This is a genomic window from Streptomyces sp. NPDC048664, from assembly GCF_040650555.1.
Lineage (GTDB): Bacteria > Actinomycetota > Actinomycetes > Streptomycetales > Streptomycetaceae > Streptomyces.
The window spans coordinates 76,243-95,445 of sequence record NZ_JBEZHK010000025.1; the positions used below are offsets into that span (position 1 = coordinate 76,243).

At 72.4% G+C, this 19,203-nt stretch carries 20 protein-coding genes; 10 read left to right on the forward strand and 10 right to left on the reverse strand.

The window, feature by feature from the left end; translation table 11 throughout:
• Position 1 precedes the first annotated feature (1 nt).
• The 3 genes from AB0C59_RS25010 to AB0C59_RS25020 are packed head-to-tail and all read right to left on the reverse strand — an operon-like array spanning position 2 to position 2,462.
• Positions 2-859, reverse strand: coding sequence for a hypothetical protein (locus AB0C59_RS25010; RefSeq protein ID WP_363008205.1), 858 nt, complete (start codon positions 857-859; stop codon positions 2-4).
• Entirely contained in the window at positions 856-1,701 is an 846-nt protein-coding gene (locus tag AB0C59_RS25015) for a hypothetical protein (RefSeq protein WP_363008290.1), read from the reverse strand. Before AB0C59_RS25015 ends, AB0C59_RS25010 begins: the two co-directional genes overlap by 4 nt.
• A 5-nt stretch (positions 1,702-1,706) precedes the next feature.
• Positions 1,707-2,462 (reverse strand): hypothetical protein, encoded by a 756-nt coding sequence (locus AB0C59_RS25020; protein WP_363008207.1) that lies wholly within the window; start codon positions 2,460-2,462, stop codon positions 1,707-1,709.
• A 116-nt stretch (positions 2,463-2,578) separates the two neighbouring features.
• Between AB0C59_RS25020 and AB0C59_RS25025 the strand changes: the two genes are divergently transcribed.
• On the forward strand, positions 2,579-2,941 hold the full coding sequence (locus AB0C59_RS25025) for a DsrE family protein (RefSeq protein ID WP_363008209.1): 363 nt from the start codon (positions 2,579-2,581) through the stop codon (positions 2,939-2,941).
• A 22-nt stretch (positions 2,942-2,963) separates the two neighbouring features.
• Here AB0C59_RS25025 and AB0C59_RS25030 read toward each other — a convergent pair whose 3' ends face one another.
• From AB0C59_RS25030 to AB0C59_RS25060, 7 genes are all read right to left on the reverse strand, one after another.
• The gene (locus AB0C59_RS25030) at positions 2,964-3,221 is read right to left on the reverse strand and encodes a DUF3099 domain-containing protein (protein WP_363008211.1); all 258 of its coding nucleotides are present in this window, start codon (positions 3,219-3,221) and stop codon (positions 2,964-2,966) included.
• Positions 3,222-3,358: 137 nt separating this feature from the next.
• Positions 3,359-3,646, reverse strand: coding sequence for a DUF1416 domain-containing protein (locus AB0C59_RS25035; RefSeq protein ID WP_363008213.1), 288 nt, complete (start codon positions 3,644-3,646; stop codon positions 3,359-3,361).
• A gap of 44 nt (positions 3,647-3,690) precedes the next feature.
• Complete coding sequence (locus tag AB0C59_RS25040) at positions 3,691-4,530, reverse strand: sulfurtransferase (protein ID WP_363008215.1); 840 nt, start codon at positions 4,528-4,530, stop codon at positions 3,691-3,693.
• 476 nt (positions 4,531-5,006) lie between these two features.
• Positions 5,007-5,744: a DUF2993 domain-containing protein gene (locus tag AB0C59_RS25045; protein ID WP_363008217.1), complete on the reverse strand. Its 738-nt coding sequence runs from the start codon at positions 5,742-5,744 to the stop codon at positions 5,007-5,009.
• Positions 5,745-5,854: 110 nt separating this feature from the next.
• Positions 5,855-6,946, reverse strand: a complete 1,092-nt coding sequence (locus AB0C59_RS25050; RefSeq protein WP_363008219.1) for a hypothetical protein — start codon at positions 6,944-6,946, stop codon at positions 5,855-5,857.
• A gap of 8 nt (positions 6,947-6,954) precedes the next feature.
• Positions 6,955-7,209, reverse strand: a complete 255-nt coding sequence (locus tag AB0C59_RS25055) for a MoaD/ThiS family protein (RefSeq protein ID WP_363008221.1) — start codon at positions 7,207-7,209, stop codon at positions 6,955-6,957.
• 48 nt (positions 7,210-7,257) lie between these two features.
• Positions 7,258-8,226, reverse strand: coding sequence for an alpha/beta fold hydrolase (locus AB0C59_RS25060; protein ID WP_363008223.1), 969 nt, complete (start codon positions 8,224-8,226; stop codon positions 7,258-7,260).
• A gap of 246 nt (positions 8,227-8,472) precedes the next feature.
• Between AB0C59_RS25060 and AB0C59_RS25065 the strand changes: the two genes are divergently transcribed.
• The 9 genes from AB0C59_RS25065 to AB0C59_RS25105 all read left to right on the forward strand — a co-directional run bounded on the left by AB0C59_RS25065 (position 8,473) and on the right by AB0C59_RS25105 (position 19,176).
• Positions 8,473-9,261: a response regulator transcription factor gene (locus AB0C59_RS25065; protein WP_363008225.1), complete on the forward strand. Its 789-nt coding sequence runs from the start codon at positions 8,473-8,475 to the stop codon at positions 9,259-9,261.
• Between the two features lie 89 nt (positions 9,262-9,350).
• A complete protein-coding gene (locus AB0C59_RS25070; RefSeq protein ID WP_363008227.1) occupies positions 9,351-10,373 on the forward strand; it encodes a LacI family DNA-binding transcriptional regulator in 1,023 nt (340 codons plus the stop codon).
• Positions 10,374-10,729: 356 nt separating this feature from the next.
• A complete protein-coding gene (locus AB0C59_RS25075) occupies positions 10,730-11,737 on the forward strand; it encodes a trypsin-like peptidase domain-containing protein (protein ID WP_363008229.1) in 1,008 nt (335 codons plus the stop codon).
• 41 nt (positions 11,738-11,778) lie between these two features.
• A complete protein-coding gene (locus tag AB0C59_RS25080; RefSeq protein WP_363008231.1) occupies positions 11,779-12,159 on the forward strand; it encodes a hypothetical protein in 381 nt (126 codons plus the stop codon).
• Positions 12,160-12,255: 96 nt separating this feature from the next.
• On the forward strand, positions 12,256-12,987 hold the full coding sequence (locus AB0C59_RS25085) for a response regulator transcription factor (protein ID WP_363008233.1): 732 nt from the start codon (positions 12,256-12,258) through the stop codon (positions 12,985-12,987).
• Positions 12,987-14,453 (forward strand): HAMP domain-containing sensor histidine kinase, encoded by a 1,467-nt coding sequence (locus tag AB0C59_RS25090; protein WP_363008292.1) that lies wholly within the window; start codon positions 12,987-12,989, stop codon positions 14,451-14,453. The genes AB0C59_RS25085 and AB0C59_RS25090 overlap by 1 nt, the downstream gene beginning before the upstream one ends.
• A 99-nt stretch (positions 14,454-14,552) precedes the next feature.
• Complete coding sequence (mshD, locus tag AB0C59_RS25095) at positions 14,553-15,500, forward strand: mycothiol synthase (protein ID WP_363008235.1); 948 nt, start codon at positions 14,553-14,555, stop codon at positions 15,498-15,500.
• 99 nt (positions 15,501-15,599) lie between these two features.
• Positions 15,600-18,023 carry an RNA degradosome polyphosphate kinase gene (locus AB0C59_RS25100; protein WP_363008237.1) on the forward strand — a complete coding sequence of 808 codons (2,424 nt, stop codon included), beginning with the start codon at positions 15,600-15,602 and terminating at the stop codon, positions 18,021-18,023.
• A complete protein-coding gene (locus AB0C59_RS25105) occupies positions 18,004-19,176 on the forward strand; it encodes a CHAD domain-containing protein (RefSeq protein WP_363008239.1) in 1,173 nt (390 codons plus the stop codon). The genes AB0C59_RS25100 and AB0C59_RS25105 overlap by 20 nt, the downstream gene beginning before the upstream one ends.
• Positions 19,177-19,203 lie beyond the last annotated feature (27 nt).

Genomic DNA, 19,203 nt, shown 5'->3' on the forward strand with positions numbered 1-19,203 from the left:
CCTAACCGAGCAGTTCGCTCTGCAGGGCGACCGTCTGATGGAACGGCAGCGCCGGTGTGGCCCCCGCACGGGACTGCACGACGAACGCGAGGGTGTCCCCCGCGGACAGGTACGCCACGCGGACCTGTTCCTGTCCGTACGGCTTGAACTCCTCGTACGCCAGGCGGCCCACCTTGCCGCCGACCCGGGCCGGGGAGCCGTTGTCCAGCGTGAGGGCCGCGACGCCGTTCACGAGGTAGCGCGGGTATCCGTTGTGCACCAGCGTGCTGTACAGCAGCCGGTTCACGACCTCCGCCGTGTCGAACTGGAGCAGGTAGATCCGCGTGTGCGTACCGTCCCCGGTGGTCCAGCCGCGCGCGGCGACGTGCCGCAGGCCGTAGTCGGTCATCAGCTGCCCGACCTCGGCGCGTTCGCCGCCCTTGGTCGGGAACTCGGCGAGGAAGGTGCCCGTCGGCAGCCAGCCGTCCGTGCCCCGCAGCGCGGTGTCCGCCTTCGCGCCCGCGGGCGCGGGCAGGACCAGGGCCCGCTGGTCGGCGTAGTGCGCCCCCGCGACGTTCTCCGCGGCGAACGGCCCCGGGCTGCCGGACGGCAGCGGCGGCTTGGTCAGCACCGGGTAGTCCCAGCGGCCGTCGGAGGCGGTGGCGAGGCCGGGCAGGTCGGTGCGCTCCATCCGCGTGATCCCGAACGCGGTCGCCCCGCCGGTCGCCGCGAAGACGGCGACGACCGCGGTCCAGCGCAGGACGGCGCGCAGGACCCGGCGGTCCTTCCTCGGCGCGGGGGGCTCCGGGGGTGCCGGGAGCGTCGTCGCGGCCTGGTCGGCCTGCGGCTGCCCCGTCTCCGTCTCCGTCTGGTCGCTCATACGGCCTCTCCCTGGTCCACCATGTGGCTGAGCTGGGTGCGGAGCAGTTCCGCGGCACCCTTGGTGTCCAGCGGTCTGGCCGCGGACGCCGAGGCGGTGACGAGCACGTCGCCCTGGTACGCGGTGCAGAACATCGTGTCGAACTTCCGGCTCTCCGCCTTCGGCGACAGGAAGCAGTGCGCGTTCTTGTAGCCCTGGATCTCGGGACCCTTGCGGAAGAAGTCCAGGGACCCCAGGAAGGCGCTCCGGGAGTCCGACTCCTTCCGCACCTCCGCGGCGCTCTCCAGTCGCAGCAGGGTGATGTTCATCGTGAACGCGTTGCGGTCGAGCCCCGCCACCCCCTCGGTCTCGCCGCTCAGGTAGCTGCGCAGCGCCAGGCCCTTGATCCGCCGCTTGTCGACCTGCTGTTCGAGGCGCAGCCGCTGGGTGCGCGGCAGGTCCTCCAGGCTCGCCTTGGCCAGGTCGGTAGCCTGGCGCCCGCTCAGGACGGCGTCGGAGCCGAACTGTTCGATGTCAGGGCCGCGGGTGAGGCCGTCGGTGCCGTACGGGACGAGCATGCCCGCGAGGCCCTTCCCGCCCGCCTTGGGGTCGCCGCTCTCCTTCGCCGCCGCGGGGGTCTCCCAGACGGGCGCTCCCGGGTCGTGGTCGGCGCCGTGCACGACGACGGCGGTGCAGACGACCCCGGCGGCCAGGACCAGGCCCAGCGACGCGGCGCCCAGGACGGCGGCACGGCGGCCACGGCGGGACGCCTTCGGGGGCTCTTGGAGTTCGTGGGGTTCGTGGGTCTCCTGGGGCTCCGGCTGGACGGACGGGTTCTCTTCCGGCGCGGCGTGCGCGCTCATGTCACTCACAGCCGCTCCATCTGCCGCTTCGCCACGTCCCTGATCGCCGCCTGAGGGATCGGCTTCGTGTCGTAGATCCAGGCCTCCATGACGATGTCCCCGCGCCAGGCGTGCGCCTCCGCGTAGTACAGGCCGCCGTCCTGCCGTGTGTGGACGTACGCCATGCCGTCCCCCGTGCCGGGCACGGACACGCTCCGGGTGTCGCCCTTGGACTCCGCCCACTGGTTGGCGTCGGTCGTGACGTCCACCGCCTCGATCTGCTCCTCCTGTCGGTACTGCACCAGCCGGACGTCGACGAAGCGGCTGTCGCCCTCCCGCCAGGAGGTGGCGGCGGCCCGGCGGAACTCCATGCCGAGCTGCTCCCAGAACGCGCCCGCCGGCCGGTCGAAGTTGTCCGCGTACGCGTCGAGGGGCAGCCAGCCGTCCTTGCTCCCCTCGTACGCCTCGCTGCGCGCGCCCCGCGGCCGCGGGAGCAGCAGGTCGCGCAGGTCGCCGTCCCGCTTGACCCGGCGGTCCGCCACGGCCGAGAGCGGCTCGGGAGCCCTGCCCTTCGCCTGCGCCAGAACGGGCTGCGAGAGCGAGGGGAGCGCGGTCGGCTTCCGGTCGGCCTGGACGACGTAGCCGACGCAGGTGCCGGCGACGACACCGGTCACGGCGGCCACCGCGATCAGCAGCGGCGTGCGTCCGGACCGGCGCGCGGGCGCCCCGCCCGGGGCGGGCGCGTCCACGCCGGGCGCGTCCGCGGCTTCCCTGACTTCCAAGGTGGTTCCCCCATGCGTCGTGATCGGCGGACGCCTCGTCCGCGCGCACAGGAGACCCCCGGACAACACAGCTGGTTGCCTCCGGAGTTGGTCACGATTCGGACTACCATGCGGCCATGGCGAAAAAGCTCGTGATCAAGGTGACGGCCGGGGCGGACGCCCCCGAGCGCTGCTCACAGGCGTTCACCGTGGCGGCGGTGGCCGTCGCCTCCGGGGTCGACGTCTCGCTGTGGCTGACCGGGGAGTCGTCCTGGTTCGCTCTGCCGGGCCGGGCCGCCGAGTTCGAGCTGCCGCACGCGGCGCCGCTGCCCGATCTGCTCGACTCGATCCTGGCCGGCGGCAGCCTCACCCTGTGCACGCAGTGCGCGGCTCGCCGGGACATCACGGAGAAGGACGTCATCGAGGGCGTGCGGATCGCGGGCGCGCAGGTGTTCGTCCAGGAGGCGCTCGCCGACGGCACCCAGGCGCTCGTGTACTGAACCCGCGCGCCTCGGCACGCGTTCAGTGGCGCTTCTTGCCGTCCAGTTCGTCCCACCACTCGTCGGACTTCGGGTCCCCGGACGGGTCGTCCCACCAGCGGTCCTCGGGGCCGCGCCGGTTCGCGACGATCGCGGCGACCGGCGGGATGACCATGGCCACCACGCACAGGCCCACGGCCGCGGGCACCGACCACAGGCGCACGACCGCCCACGCCAGGACGAACAGGCCGATGCAGGTGCCCATCATGGCGAAGTAGACGTGGCGCCGCCGCGCGTACATGACTCCAGAGTAGGTCCGGGCACGCCGATCCGGACACGCCGAAGGGCCGCACCCAGGCGTCCAACCCGGTGGGTGCGGCCCTTCGAGGCCGATACGGCTCAGGTACGGCCAGGTACGGCCCCGCTACGGCCCAGGGCTCAGACGGCGATCGCCACCTCCGCGAGGCCGCCCGTCTCGGCGACGACCGTGCGGTCCGCGCTGCCGCCCGGCACCAGCGCGCGCACCGTCCAGGTGCCCTCGGCCGCGTAGAACCGGAACTGTCCGGTCGCCGAGGTCGGGACCTCGGCGGTGAACTCGCCGGTCGAGTCCAGCAGGCGCACGTATCCGACGACGGGCTCGCCGTCGCGCGTCACCTGGCCCTGGATCGTGGTCTCACCGGGCTTGATCGTCGAGGCGTCGGGGCCGCCGGCCTTCGCTCCACACATGGCGCTTCCTTCGGTTGGGTGGCTGGGTAGGTCGGGGTCCGGGGCTACTTCGCGGCGCCGAGCTCGATCGGCACGCCGACGAGGGAGCCGTACTCGGTCCAGGAGCCGTCGTAGTTCTTGACGTTCGGGACCTGGAGCAGCTCGTGCAGGACGAACCAGGTCAGCGCGGAGCGCTCACCGATGCGGCAGTACGCGATGGTGTCCTTGGCCAGGTCGACGTTCTCCTGCGCGTACAGCTCCTTCAGTTCGTCGTCCGACTTGAAGGTGCCGTCGTCGTTGGCGTTCTTCGACCACGGGATGTTGCGGGCGCTGGGCACGTGGCCGGGGCGCTGCGACTGCTCCTGCGGCAGGTGCGCCGGGGCGAGGAGCTTGCCGGAGAACTCGTCGGGCGATCGCACGTCGACCAGGTTCTGCGTGCCGATCGCGGCCACGACGTCGTCGCGGAAGGCGCGGATGGCCTTGTTCTGCGGCTTGGCCCTGTACGAGGTGGCGGCGCGGTCGGCCACCTCCTCGACCAGCTCGCGGGCGTCCAGCTCCCACTTCTTGCGGCCGCCGTCGAGGAGCTTGACGTTCTCGTGGCCGTACAGCTTGAAGTACCAGTAGGCGTAGGAGGCGAACCAGTTGTTGTTGCCGCCGTAGAGGATCACCAGCGTGTCGTTGGCGATGCCCTTGGAGGACAGGAGGTTCTCGAAGCCCGCCTGGTCGATGAAGTCGCGGCGGACCGGGTCCTGGAGGTCCTTGGTCCAGTCGATCCGGATCGCGTTCTTGATGTGGTTCTTCTCGTAGGCCGAGGTGTCCTCGTCGACCTCGACAATGGCGATGCCGGGGTTGTCCAGGTTCTCCTGCAGCCAGTCGGCGTCTACCAGGACGTCGCTGCGACTCATGCTCTTTCTCCTCCGGGGCGGTTGCGGCGGGGTGACCAGTCAGAAGGGGTGCACATCATGCACATACACGGCATTTGCGGAGGCGTACTCGGCGCACGGACGGCCCTGTGTCGCCCCGGGCCGCGAGAGTGATCGCGGGGGCGGGGGCCGAAGTCGGGATACGGGAGTCCGCTCTCCCGCTCAGGAAGTGCGACAGAGCATGGCGGCGACGCGGCACAGGTCCACTGCCCGCCGCTTCGTGAGATCCGCCTGTCGCTGCATGGGTCGATCGTAGGGACGGACCGCGGGGCGTGTCACCGGGGTGTCGCATGTTGAGACGCGATCGTCCGCAATACGGGAAGATGAGGGCGCGCGGCACCGCGCGGGTGGGGCCTCCGCGCCCGTTTCGAGCGCTCTATCTGCGGTGCGGACGGCGATGTCTCGCCCCTCGGACGCCGGGGGCCCTGGGCGCTTCGTACGGCCCGGCGCCCGGGCGGTCAGCCGGCCAGTTTGACGTGGGTGCCCGTCACGGTGATCTCGACGCCGTCCTTGGCGGCCTGCACCTTGGCGAGCTTGATGTCGCCGGGCAGCCGGTCGATGACCTGGCGGAAGTCCGTGATCGCCCGGATCCGGTGCTCGGCCGGCGCGACACCGCCGAACCTGGGCAGCGTGTCGGCGTGCACCTTGACCGAGTTGTTCACGACGCTCACCGAGCTGAGCACGTCGACCGGCTGCGGCAGCTTGTGGCCGAAGAGCCGCACCTCGACCGCGACCTTGATCTTGCCGTCGCCGCCGTCCGAGAGGCCAACTACCTTGGCGGTGACACCGAGGCCGACGTCGGTCGGCTCGGGCTTGGCCGTCCTGAGCAGTTCCCCGTAGGAGATGAGCGCGGTGCCCGTGGCACTGGACGCGGTGGCGGAGCTGTAGTCCCCGGAGAAGGACACGCCCTTCATGTCCGCGCTCAGGTCGGCTATCCGTATCTTCGCGGCGCCGTCGGCGGTGGCCGCGTCGTAGTCCTTGATGCCGACCTGGACGTCGTCCAGCTCGCCGCCGGCCATCTGGGTGAGGAAGGGGAAGCCCTTGATGGACACGTCGGGGGTCGCGGCCAGGTTCTCGCTGGTCCTCAGCTTGTCGGCCGCCTCGTTCTCCGCGAAGTGGACGGCGACGCGGTCCACGACGACGAACAGGATGCCGAGTACCACGGCGGTGATCAGCAGGATCCGTAGTGCGCGCATGTGCGGTGTTCCCCCCGGTGAGACGGCGCGGTGCGTTGGCTCCACGCCACAGTAACCCCGCTCCCACGGCCGGAACGGGGGTTGTGGATCATCTGTGACGGGCCGCGCACTCAGCCCAGGACGTTGCCCAGCGCCCACACCACCGGGGCCGCCGCCGCGAGGGGCAGGGCCACACCCGCGGTGAAGTGGACGAACCGGGAGGGGTAGTCGTAGCTCGCGACCCGGTGGCCGACGAGCGCGCAGGCCGCCGCGCCCGCGCCGATCAGCGCCCCGTGCGCGCCCATGTCCGTCAGACCGCCGACACCGAAGCCCGCGCCGGTCCCCGCGAGCAGGGACACGACCACCGAGAGCGGCGTCGGCAGCGGCAGCGCCCGTACGAGGACCGCGGCCGCCGCCGCGACGGCACCCACCGACACCGCGTGCGGGGCCGCCCCGAGGAAGCCGGTCGCGACGATCGCCAGCGCCGAGGAGGCGACCGTCGCCATCAGGCCGTGCATGCGCTCGTCCGGCGAGGCGTGCGAGCGGAGCTGGAGGACCAGGCAGAGCAGCACCCACACGCCGAGGGTGCCGAGGATCGCGGCGGGCGCGTGCGACCTGCCCGCCACGAGCAGCGCGCCGTCCGCGACGACGGCGCCCAGGAACGCCAGCGCGATGCCCTGCCGGGCGGGCCACATCCCGTTCAGCCGGAACCAGCCCGCCGCCGTCACCCCCTGGAGGACCACCAGCGGGACGACCAGGGCGTAGACGCCGAGCGCCGCGGCGCCCGCCAGCAGCAGCCCGAGGGCCGCGGTGAGCGCGGCGGGCTGGAGCCCGGGCTCGATGATCGGGGAGCGGCCCTCCAGGCGGGCGCGCTGGTTGGCGGGCAGGCTGCTCGGGTCCACGGCCGGGGCGGGCGGGGCGGACGTCGAGGTGCCGGTGCCGGAGCGGCCGGCCGGGGCGGTCATGGCCGCGTAGCCCGCGTCCGGCGGCAGCGACGGCCCGGTCCCGTACGCCGGGACGCCCCACTGCTGCTGGTCCGGATACTGCTGCGGATCCGGGTAGGGGTGCTGCTGCTGGTACTGCTGCTGGTCCGGATACTGCTGGTGCTGTTGGGGGTACTGCTGCTGGTCCGGGTACTGCTGATGCTGGTGCGGGTACGGCTGCCGACCCTGCTGCCCATAGGGGTCGTAGGCGTCGTAGCCCTCGTACGGCTGGTTGCTCATCGCTTCGCTCATCCTCCTGCGAACGGCGGGAGCACCTCGACCGTGCCACCCTCGGCCAGTCGTACCGTCTCGTGCTCGCGGGTCCCTACGGGGTCACCGTCGACGAGGAAGGAGCAGCGCAGCAGGACCCGGGCGAGTTCGCCGGGGTGGCGCTCGCGGGCCGTCGCGAGGGCCTGCGCGAGGGTGTCCGCGTCGTACGCCTCCTCGGCGGTACCGGCCGCGGCCTTCGCGGCGGCCCAGTAGCGCACCGTGCCCTTCGCCATCCGCCTCTGCCTCTGCTTCCTCACTCGATCGTGGTGAACACGGTCAGGCTAGCCCGCCCGCGCGGCCACCCACGCCCCGATCCGGGCCAGGAGCTCGTCACCGCTGGCGTTCTCGGCGTGGCCCATGCCGGGCTCCAGCCACAGTTCGGCGTGGCCCGCGGCGGCGTCGGCCAGCATCCGCGGGTGGTCCAGGGGGAAGTAACCGTCACGGTCGCCGTGCACGATCAGCAGCGGGGTCGGGGCGATCAGGGGGACCGACTCCACCGGGGAGGCCGGGACCGGGTCCCAGTCCCGGTGGTGGACCCGGGTGCGCAGCCCGTAGCGGCTCAGCAGCCGGCCCTCGGGCCGGGTCACCAGCCAGTGCAGCCGCCGCATGGGGGCCGTCCCCCGGTAGTACCAGCGGGCGGGGGCGCTGACGGCCACCACCGCGTCCGTGCGCGCGCCCTCCGGGGGCCGTGCCGCGTGCCGCAGCACCACGGAGCCGCCCATCGAGAAGCCCACGGTGGCCACGCGCCGATGGCCGAGCTCACGCGCCCAGCGCACCGCCGCCGCGAGATCGCGCACCTCCTGGTCGCCGACCGTCGAGCGCCCGCCCGACGCGCCGTGCCCGCGGAAGGAGAACGTCACCACCGCCCCGAACCGGGCGAGGGCCTCCGCCACCCGGCGGACCTGGGGCTTGTCCAGATCGCCGGTGAAGCCGTGCGCGATCACGATCGCGAGGTCGCCGTGAGCGTCACCGGGCAGGGGCCCCGGGTCGTACGCGGCGTGGATCGCCACCCCGTCGTCCGTGCGCAGGAAGGTACGTGTCGTCCGCGCCGGCTGCGCCGCCCGCGCCGACGTCCGGGCGAACGCCCCCGGAGACGTCCCCGAAACCGTCCGCGAGGACACCTCCGAACATGTCCGCGAACGCGCCCGCCACGAGCCCCGCCACAGCGCCCGTGGCAGCCCCCGACGCACCGTCTCAGCATGCGGACGAACCATGGATGGTGCCGTATGACCTGCCGGGCCCGTGCTCATGTGGGCTATTCTGCTGTGCAGAGGACTCGGGCAGCGTAGCCCCCGGGTCCTTTCGTGCTTTCGGAACCGTTGTATACGACGCGGGAAACCGCAGGTGTACGGGGCCGCCGCGGGCGCAGCGGGTCCCGGGGCGCGGGATTCGCACCGTACGAAGCAGTGCCCCCGTCGCTGGGACCGAGGAGGAACTGACGTTATGGGCGAGCGAACCGTGCACGACCGTGTGACGAACTCCGCAGGGGGGTCGCGATGAGCTCCCTGCTGCTGCTGACCAACGCCCTCCAGCCCTCCACGGAGGTGCTGCCCGCCCTCGGTCTGCTCCTGCACAGTGTGCGCGTGGCCCCGGCCGAGGGCCCCGCCCTCGTGGACACGCCGGGCGCCGACGTCATCCTGGTCGACGGCCGCCGCGACCTCCCCCAGGTACGCAGCCTGTGCCAGCTGCTCCGGTCCACCGGGCCCGGCTGCCCGCTGATCCTCGTCGTCACCGAGGGCGGCCTCGCCGCCGTGACCGCCGACTGGGGCATCGACGACGTCCTCCTGGACACCGCGGGCCCGGCCGAGGTGGAGGCCCGGCTGCGGCTGGCGATGGGCCGCCAGCAGATCGTCGGCGACGACTCCCCGATGGAGATCCGCAACGGCGACCTGTCGGTGGACGAGGCGACGTACAGCGCCAAACTCAAGGGACGCGTGCTCGATCTCACGTTCAAGGAGTTCGAGCTCCTGAAGTACCTCGCCCAGCACCCGGGCCGCGTCTTCACCCGCGCCCAGCTGCTCCAGGAGGTCTGGGGCTACGACTACTTCGGCGGCACGCGCACGGTCGACGTGCACGTGCGGCGCCTGCGCGCCAAGCTGGGCCCCGAGCACGAGTCGCTCATCGGCACCGTCCGCAACGTCGGCTACCGCTTCGTGACGCCGGAGAAGCCGGAGCGCTCCGCGGACGACGCGAAGGGGTCGGCGGGAGGCCGGGGGAAGGGCAAGGACGCGGGCGACGGCGCACGGGTCGCGGCCCCCGCGGCCGAGGTGACCGCCGAGGCGTGAGCGCCCCAGGTCACGGCCCGGACATGGATACAGCACAGTTACGCGAAAGTGCCCTGCCCAGCAGGGGTCCATCCGCGTAGACTCCGCGCGTGGCCAAGGTGACTCGGGACGACGTGGCACGACTGGCGGGTACCTCCACCGCCGTCGTCAGCTACGTCATCAACAACGGACCCCGGCCGGTCGCCCCGGCCACGCGCGAGCGTGTACTCGCCGCGATCAAGGAGCTGGGGTACCGGCCCGACCGGGTCGCCCAAGCCATGGCGTCGCGGCGCACGGACCTCATAGGCATGATCGTGCCGGACGCGCGGCAGCCGTTCTTCGGGGAGATGACGCACGCGGTCGAGCAGGCCGCCGCCGAGCGCGGAAAAATGGTGCTGGTCGGCAACACCGACTACGTCGCCGAGCGCGAGGTCCACTATCTGCGGGCGTTCCTCGGCATGCGCGTCTCGGGACTGATCCTGGTCAGCCACGCGCTCAACGACAACGCGGCCGCCGAGATCGACGCGTGGGACGCGCGGGTGGTGCTGCTGCACGAGCGGCCCGAGGCGCTCGACGACGTCGCGGTCGTCACCGACGACCTCGGCGGCGCCCAGCTCGCCGTGCGGCACCTCCTCGAACACGGGCACGAGTACGTCGCCTGTCTGGGCGGCACCGCCGAGACCCCCGCGGTCGGCGACCCGGTCTCCGACCATGTCGAGGGCTGGAAGCGGGCCATGCAGGAGGCCCAGATCCCGACGGAGGGCCGGCTCTTCGAGGCGGCGTACAACCGCTACGACGCGTACCGGGTGGGGCTCGACCTGCTGTCCGGGCCGAACCGGCCGCCCGCGATCTTCTGCTCCACCGACGACCAGGCGATCGGGGTGCTGCGCGCGGCGCGGGAGCTGCGCATCGACGTGCCCGGGGAGCTGGCGGTGGCCGGCTTCGACGACGTCAAGGAGGCGGCGCTCACGGATCCGCCGCTGACCACGGTGTCGACGGACCGGTCCGGGATGGCTCGGGCGGCGGTGGACCTCGTGCTCGACGACGGGTTGCGGGTGGCGGGGTCGCGACGGGAGCGGTTGCGGCAGTTTCCTTCGCGGCTGGTGGTACGGCGGTCTTGCGGGTGCGGGTAGCTGGGGCGAGGGTCTTGCGCAGTTCCCCGCGCCCCTGATCGCTTGGCCGTCGGCCGGATTGCGGGTGCGGCGGCGTGGGTGGTTTTGCGCAGTTCCCCGCGCCCCTGATGCGCCTGGGCGTCGGCCGGATTGCGGGTGCGGGGCCGTCGTGGGGTTCGCGCAGTTCCCCGCGCCCCTGATTTCCCTGGTCGTCGGTTGGATTGCGGGTGTGGCGGCGGCGTGTCCCTGTGTGGGTCAGACAGGTGTTCGATATTTGTCCCGGCCGCGGGTGGCTTTATATCGGGCATACGCGGTTCTGTCGGGCTTCTCAGGCACGGCTCATTCAGCTCTCATGATCGCGGGACACCCTTTCTTACATGACCGAGAGCTTCCGCAGCAGCGGCGAGTACGAGCACCAGGCCCCCGCCCCCGTGAACCCGGAGTGGCCGCCCCCGCCGGCGTACCAGCCGACGTACGGCGCCGCCCACGCGGCCCCCGCGCCCCGGCGCGCCAAGGGTCCGCTCGCCCTGCTCGCCGCCGTGGCGATCGTGGCCGCGGCCATCGGCGGCGGCACGGCCTACGGCATCCAGGAGCTGACCGGCGCCAAGGACACGGTCGCCTCCAGCTCCACCAGCACCGCCGTGGTCCCCTCCAGCAAGAAGGGCACGGTGGCCGGGGTGGCCTCCGCGGTCAGCCCGAGCATCGTGGAGATCAGCGCCTCCTCCGAGTCCGGCCAGTCCACGGGCTCCGGGGTGGTCGTCACCAGCGGCGGCCAGATCCTCACCAACAACCACGTCGTCGCCGGCGCCTCCTCGATCAAGGCGACGACGAGCAGCGGCAAGACCTACACCGCGCGCGTGGTCGGGACCGACAGCAAGAAGGACCTGGCCCTGATCGAGCTGGAGGGCGCCTCCGGCCTCAAGGCCGCGACGCTCGGCAACTCCGACGGCATCCAGGTCGGCGACGAGGTCGTGGCGATCGGCTCCCCCGAGGGCCTGTCCGGCACGGTCACCAGCGGGATCGTCTCCGCGCTCGACCGCGATGTCACCGTCTCCACCGAGGAGAACCAGGGCCAGGGCCAGGGCCAGGGCGAGAGCGGCGGACGGTGGCCGTTCGAGTTCGGCGGACGCCAGTTCAACGGCGACACCGGCTCGTCCACCACGACCTACAAGGCCATCCAGACGGACGCCTCGCTCAACCCGGGCAACTCCGGCGGCGCCCTGATCGACATGAACGGAAACATCATCGGCATCAACTCGGCGATGTACTCCTCCACTTCCGACTCGACCTCGTCGAACGCCGGAAGCGTGGGCCTCGGCTTCGCCATCCCGATCAACACCGTCAAGTCCGACCTCGCGACACTGCGCTCCGGCTCCCAGAGCTGAGCGACGCCCGACCGGGCGACACGACAGGCAAGGAGTGCGACATGATCAAGCAGATCGAGACGATCGAGACGATCCAGCAGGACGAGCACGTCGAGCACCTCGAGCTGATCGAGGAGCGGGAGCGGACCGCACGAGCCGCGCGGGACCAGCGCGTCCGGCGGATCGAGCGGGTCCTGCACGAGAGCACCGCCCCCGTCGGCCCCGCCGGCGTCGCCCTGGCCCTCGCCGTGGCCCACGAACTGCACGGACCGGCCGCGCAGGCGCCCGGCGCCTACGAGATCCGGGCACTCCAGACCCGCCGGGCCCTGGCGCCCCGCGCCCCCGAGGTCCCCTGCCCGCAGATGATGGGCCTGCGTGTCAGCGCCGCGCGCACCCACCGCCGCAAGGTCCCGCTGAACCGCCTCACCGCGGTGCTCGGCTGATCCGCCCGCCGATCCGACTGCCACTCAGGGAAACGTGCGACGCTGAAGGCGTTCAGTCCAGCCTCCGCCCCTTCGCATCTCAAGGAACCCCCGCGCATGAGCCCCGCTGAAGGCGACCGTGAAACCCAGCGCATCCTGATCGTGGACGACGAGCCCGCGGTGCGCGAAGCACTCCAGCGCAGCCTCGCCTTCGAGGGCTACGAGACCGAGGTCGCCGTGGACGGCGCCGACGCGCTGGAGAAGGCGCTCGCGTACCAGCCCGACCTGGTGGTCCTGGACATCCAGATGCCCCGTATGGACGGCCTCACCGCCGCCCGCCGCATGCGCGGCGCGGGAACCACCACCCCCATCCTGATGCTGACGGCGCGCGACACGGTCGGGGACCGGGTCACCGGTCTCGACGCCGGAGCCGACGACTACCTGGTCAAGCCGTTCGAACTGGACGAGCTGTTCGCCCGCATCCGGGCCCTGCTGCGCCGCAGCTCCTACGCCGCCACCGCGGTCGGAATCCCGGAGACCGAGGCACTCACCTTCGCCGACCTCCGCATGGACCTCACCACCCGCGAGGTCACCCGGGGCGGCAGGACCGTCGAGCTGACCCGCACCGAGTTCACCCTCCTCGAGATGTTCATGGCCCACCCGCGCCAGGTGCTGACCCGTGAGCAGATCCTGAAGGCCGTGTGGGGCTTCGACTTCGAGCCGTCGTCGAACTCCCTCGACGTCTACGTGATGTACCTGCGCCGCAAGACGGAGGCGAACGCCGAGCCGCGCCTCGTGCACACGGTCCGCGGAGTGGGCTACGTGCTCCGGCAGGGCGGCGCCGAGTGATCATCAGACGCTTCCGCTCCCTCCCGCTGCGCTCCCGGCTCGCCCTGCTGGTCGCCGCGGCGGTGGCGTTCGGGGTGGCCGCGGTGTCGGTGAGCTGCTGGTTCGTCGTGCAGGGCAAGCTGTACGACCAGGTCGACAACAGCCTGTCGAACGGCAGCGGGCGGGTACGGGCCGGCGGTCTGGCGAGCGTGCTCAGCAACTGCACGACCACCCCCTCCCCCTCCGTGCAGGACGAGCGGGGCCCGCAGAAACCCACCTACTACACCCAGGTGATCAACTCGACCGGCGAGGTGTGCGTCTACCCGACCTCGGCCGGTCTGATCAAGGTCACGAGCAGCGACACCGAGGTCACCAAGAACCCGACCCACGGCATGCTCCGCTTCGGCGTCGACAGCAAGGGCAAGCCGGTGCGGGTGCTGACCACGCCGCTGATCACGGGCGACGGCCCGAACGGCGCCCAGCTCATCCCCGACGCCGCCCTGATGACGGCGTACCCCCTCACCGACACCGACAAGACGCTCAAGGACCTGGCGGTGGTCCTGCTCACCGTCTCCGCCTTCGGTGTCATGGGCGCCGGGGCGGTCGGTCTCGCCGTGGCCCGCGCCGGCCTGCGGCCCGTCGACAAGCTGACGGAGACGATCGAGCACATCGCCCGCACCGAGGACCTGACCACCCGCATCCCCGTCGAGGAGCACAGCGAGGACGAGATCGCCCGGCTGTCGCGCTCCTTCAACTCGATGACCTCGGCCCTGGCCAGCTCCCGCGACCTCCAGCAGCAGCTCATCGCGGACGCCGGCCACGAACTGCGCACCCCGCTGACCTCCCTGCGCACGAACATCGAACTCCTCAGCCGCAGCGAGGAGGTGGGCCGGCCCCTGCCCCCGGAGGACCGCAGGGCCCTGCTCGCCTCGGTGAAGGCGCAGATGACGGAACTGGCCTCGCTCATCGGCGACCTCCAGGAGCTGTCCCGGCCGGAGAAGGGCCAGCACACCGGCAGGGCGCAGGTGGTGGAGTGGCAGGACATCGTGGAGACCGCGCTGAGCCGGGCCCGGCTGCGCGGCCCGGAACTGTCGATCATGGCGGACCTCAAGCCGTGGTACGTACGGGCGGAGCCGTCCACGCTGGAACGGGCGATGGTGAACATCCTCGACAACGCGGTGAAGTTCAGCCCCGAGGGCGGCACGATCGAGGTCGACCTGACCGACGGCGTCCTCACCGTCCGCGACCACGGTCCCGGCATCGCGGCCGAGGAACTCCCCCACGTCTTCGACCGCTTCTGGCGCTCCCCGAGCGCCAGGGCGCTGCCCGGCTCCGGCCTCGGCCTGTCGATCGTGGCCCGCACGGTGCAGCAGGCGGGCGGCGAGGTGTCCCTGACCCCGGCGCTCGGCGGCGGCACGGTGGCGACCGTCCGCCTGCCGGGCGCGGCGACGCCACCCCCGGGGGACCCGACACCCGTACTCGCCTGAGACCTCCCCGCCGGCCCGCCGGCATCCGACGGGCGTCTTCAGGGGCCGGGCGAGGCGGTGTCAACCTCTCTCCCCCGTCCTCCCTTTACCCTCGTAACCATGACCAGCGACGACATCGCCCCGGCAGCCCTGACCCGTTCCATCGAGACCGTCACCGCGCTCACCCCCGACCAGGCCGAGGCTGTCCTCGCGCTGCTGGCCGAGGCCGCCCGCGTCGACGGGCAGCAGGCCGTGTCCGAGCAGGGGCGGCTCCAGCTGCGCGGCGGCGAGCGCGAGGGGGTCACCCATCTGCTGCTGAGCATCGGCGACACGCTCGCCGGGTACGCGCAGCTGGAGGACACCGACCCGGTGGAGGCGCCGGCCGCCGAGCTGGTCGTGCACCCCTCGCTGCGCGGCAACGGCCACGGCCGGGCCCTCGGCTCCGCGCTCCTGGCCGCCTCCGGCAAGCGGCTGCGCGTCTGGGCGCACGGCGGCCACGCGGCCGCCCGGCACCTCGCCCAGGTCCTCGGCCTCACCCTCTTCCGCGAACTGCGCCAGCTCCGCCGCCCCTTGACCGACCTCGACCTGCCCGAGCCGCAGCTGCCCGACGGGGTCACCGTGCGCGCCTTCGTGCCCGGCCAGGACGACACGGCCTGGCTCGCGGTGAACGCGGAGGCGTTCGCCCACCACCCCGAGCAGGGCTCCCTCACCCAGCGCGACCTGGACGACCGCAAGGCCGAGCCCTGGTTCGACCCGCAGGGGTTCTTCCTCGCCGAGCGCGCGGGCGGGGCCGGCGACGACGGGGCGGCCCTCATCGGCTTCCACTGGACGAAGGTCCACGCGCAGGACCAGCTCGGCGAGGTGTACGTGCTCGGTGTGCGCCCGCAGACGCAGGGCTCGGGCCTGGGCCGGGCCCTCACCACGATCGGCCTGCGCCACCTGGCGGCCCAGGGGCTGCCCACCGCCATGCTGTACGTGGACGCGGACAACAAGGCCGCGCTCACCGTGTACGAGCGCCTCGGCTTCCTCACGCACGAGACCGACCTGATGTACCGCACGGAGACGTGAGGTGGACGGGGCCCGTGGACGTCCGCGAGCCCCTTCCCGCTATCCCGCACGTCATGTCGCCGTAACCATTGATTCAGACGACCTTGCGACGCTCGGGCCATGCATGCCGCCGTGCCAGAGCCCTCACCGCCCCCGGACCCCGGGGCGGGCGGTCCTTCCGACGCGCCCGAGACCCGGTCCGCGCGGAAGAATGGGTTCATGAGCCAGCGAAACGCCAAGGCAGCGGCCCACCCGTCCCCCAGCTCCCGCCGTGGCACCTCCCACGACACCGCGCGCGGCGCCGCCCCCGACACGGAGCCCGGCCGCGCGCACACCCCGAGCACGCAAAGTCACCAGCCCTCCGTGGGCTCCATAGCGGCGCACCGCCCGCACACCGTGGCCGCGACGGTCTCCGAGCTGGAACCGGACCTCGACGCCGACCTCGACGCGTACCTGGACGACCCGGAGAACGCCCAGCTGCCGCAGGGGCGCTTCCTGGACCGGGAACGCAGCTGGCTCCAGTTCAACGAACGCGTGCTCGAACTGGCCGAGGACCCGAACACCCCCCTCCTGGAGCGCGCCAAGTTCCTGGCGATCTTCGCCAGCAACCTGGACGAGTTCTTCATGGTCCGGGTGGCGGGCCTGAAGCGCCGCATCGCCACCGGGGTCGCCACCCGCTCCGCCTCCGGCATGCAGCCCCGCGAGGTGCTGGAGATGATCTGGGCCCGCTCCCGGGAGCTCATGGCCCGGCACGCCGCCTGCTTCCACGAGGACGTGGCCCCCGCGCTCGGGGAGGAGGGCATCCACCTGGTCCGCTGGAGCGAACTGGCCGAGAAGGAGCAGGCCCGCCTCTTCACCCTGTTCCGCCACCAGATCTTCCCGGTGCTCACCCCGCTGGCCGTGGACCCCGCGCACCCCTTCCCGTACATCTCGGGCCTGTCCCTGAACCTCGCGGTCGTCGTCCGCAACCCGGTCTCCGGCCACCGCCACTTCGCGCGCGTCAAGGTCCCTCCGCTGCTCTCCCGCTTCCTGGAGGCCTCCCCGCAGCGCTATGTCCCCATCGAGGACGTCATCGCCGCGCACCTGGAGGAGCTGTTCCCGGGCATGGAGGTGCTGGAGCACCACACCTTCCGGATCACCCGCAACGAGGACCTGGAGGTCGAGGAGGACGACACCGAGAACCTGCTCCAGGCCCTGGAGAAGGAGCTCATGCGGCGCCGCTTCGGGCCGCCGGTGCGCCTGGAGGTCGAGGAGTCCATCGACCGCTACGTCCTCGATCTGCTCGTACGCGAGCTGAAGATCTCCGAGGCCGAGGTGTACCCGCTGCCCGGCCCGCTGGACCTCACCGGACTGTTCGGCATCGCGAACCTGGACCGCCCGGAGCTGAAGTACCCGAAGTTCGTCGCCGGCACCCACCGCGACCTCTCGGAGGTCGAGTCGGCGTCCGCGCCCGACATCTTCGCGGCGCTGCGGGAACGGGACGTGCTGCTGCACCACCCCTACGACTCGTTCTCCACCTCGGTGCAGGCGTTCCTGGAGCAGGCCGCTGCCGACCCTGACGTGCTCGCCATCAAGCAGACGCTGTACCGCACCTCGGAGACCTCCCCGATCGTCGACGCGCTGATCGACGCGGCCGAGTCCGGCAAGCAGGTCCTCGTCCTGGTCGAGATCAAGGCGCGCTTCGACGAGCAGGCGAACATCAAGTGGGCCCGCAAGCTGGAGGAGGCGGGCTGCCATGTGGTGTACGGGCTGGTCGGGCTGAAGACCCACTGCAAGCTGTCGCTGGTCGTCCGCCAGGAGGGCGAGACGCTCCGCCGCTACAGCCACGTCGGCACCGGCAACTACCACCCCAAGACGGCCCGCCTCTACGAGGACCTCGGACTGCTCACCGCGGACCCGCAGGTCGGCGCCGACCTGTCCGACCTGTTCAACCGGCTGTCGGGCTACTCACGCCGCGAGACCTACCGCAGGCTGCTGGTCGCCCCCAAGTCCCTGCGCGACGGCCTGATCTCACGGATCGACAAGGAGATCCAGCACCACCAGGCGGGCCGGCCCGCGTACGTCCGCATCAAGGTCAACTCGATGGTGGACGAGGCGATCATCGACGCCCTCTACCGCGCCTCCCAGGCGGGCGTCCCGGTGGACGTGTGGGTGCGCGGCATCTGCGCGCTGCGCCCCGGCGTCGGCGGCCTCTCGGAGAACATACGCGTACGGTCCATCCTCGGCCGCTTCCTGGAGCACTCGCGCGTCTTCGCCTTCGGCAACGGCGGCGAGGCCGAAGTGTGGATCGGCAGCGCCGACATGATGCACCGCAACCTCGACCGCCGTATCGAGGCGCTCGTCAGGGTGACCGACCCGGCCCACCGGGCGGCGCTCGACCGGCTCCTCGAGACCGGAATGTCCGACACCACCTCCTCCTGGCACCTGGGCCCCGACGGTGAGTGGAACCGGCACGCCACCGACGGTGACGGCCAGCCCCTGCGGAACATCCAGGAGATGCTCATCGACGCGCGGAGGCGCCGGCGTGGCTCAGCAGCACCTTGATCCCCCCATCGACCCCGCGGCCTCGCTTCCGGCCCCTCCCCCGCCCGTGCTCGGGCGGGGTGAGCGCCCTGAGCGGCCGGGCGCACCCGGCGGCGAGGACCTCGCGGACTACCTGCGCGCCCAGGCGACGGAGTTCCTCCGCTCGCTGCGGCAGCACCGCGAGAACGGCGTCGGCGGGAGCGCCGCCGTGCGAGGGGAGTCGAAGGCGGGGGACGCGGGACACGGCGGCCCCGACGACGCGGGCGACGCGGCCCTGGCCCTGCGCCGCTCGGCCCGCCGCATCAGCGGCACCCTGCACACCTTCCGGCCCCTGCTGGACATGGAGTGGTCCGAGGGCATCCGCCCCGAACTGGCCTGGCTCTCCGGCACCCTGGCCCGCGAGCACGCGTACGCGGCCCGGCTGGAGCGGCTCCTGACGGCCCTGCACCGGCTGTCGGGTTCCGCGGTGCCGCCGGCGCGGCAGGCGGCACCGGCGGACGGCGCCGGGTCCGGGCCGCACGCCCGGGCCGCCGCCGTCCAGGAGCGCGGCCCGTTGACCGTCGGCGCGGCGAAGGCGGGCGCCCTGCTGGAGCGCCAGCTGACCCTGGCCCGGACCCGGGCCCACTCCGCGGCGCTGCAGGCCCTCGGGTCGAGCCGCTTCCACGCGGTGGCGGACGGGGTCGCGGTCCTGGCCAGCGAGGTGCCGCTCACGCCCGCCGCCGCGAGCGCCGATCTGCGCCCGCTGGCCGCGGCGGCCGAGGAACGGCTGTGCGACGCGGTGTCCACGCTGCCCCTGATGACCGCGGGCCTTGCGTACAACGCCCAGGCCCTGATCCACGGACTGTCCCCCGACCCGGCCCCGCATCCGCAGGACGGCCCCTGGCACCAGGTCCGGCTGCTGCTGCGGCTGCACCGCTACGCCCGCGAGGTGCTGCGGCACGGCGAGCAGGATGCCTCGGACGCGCGGCTGCCCGCGGCGGGCGCGGCCCTGAACCGGCACCGGGACGCCTCCGAGGCGGCCGCCGCGGCCGCGTCGGCGGCCCGCACCCCGCGGATCGCGCCGGCGACGGCGTACGCGCTCGGCGTGCTGCACGCCGACCAGCGCCACGAGGTGGAGGCGGCCCGCTTCGCCTTCCAGCAGGCATGGCAGAAACGGACGGTGGGGGCGCCGTAGGCCCACCCGCCGGGGAGTCAAGGAGCC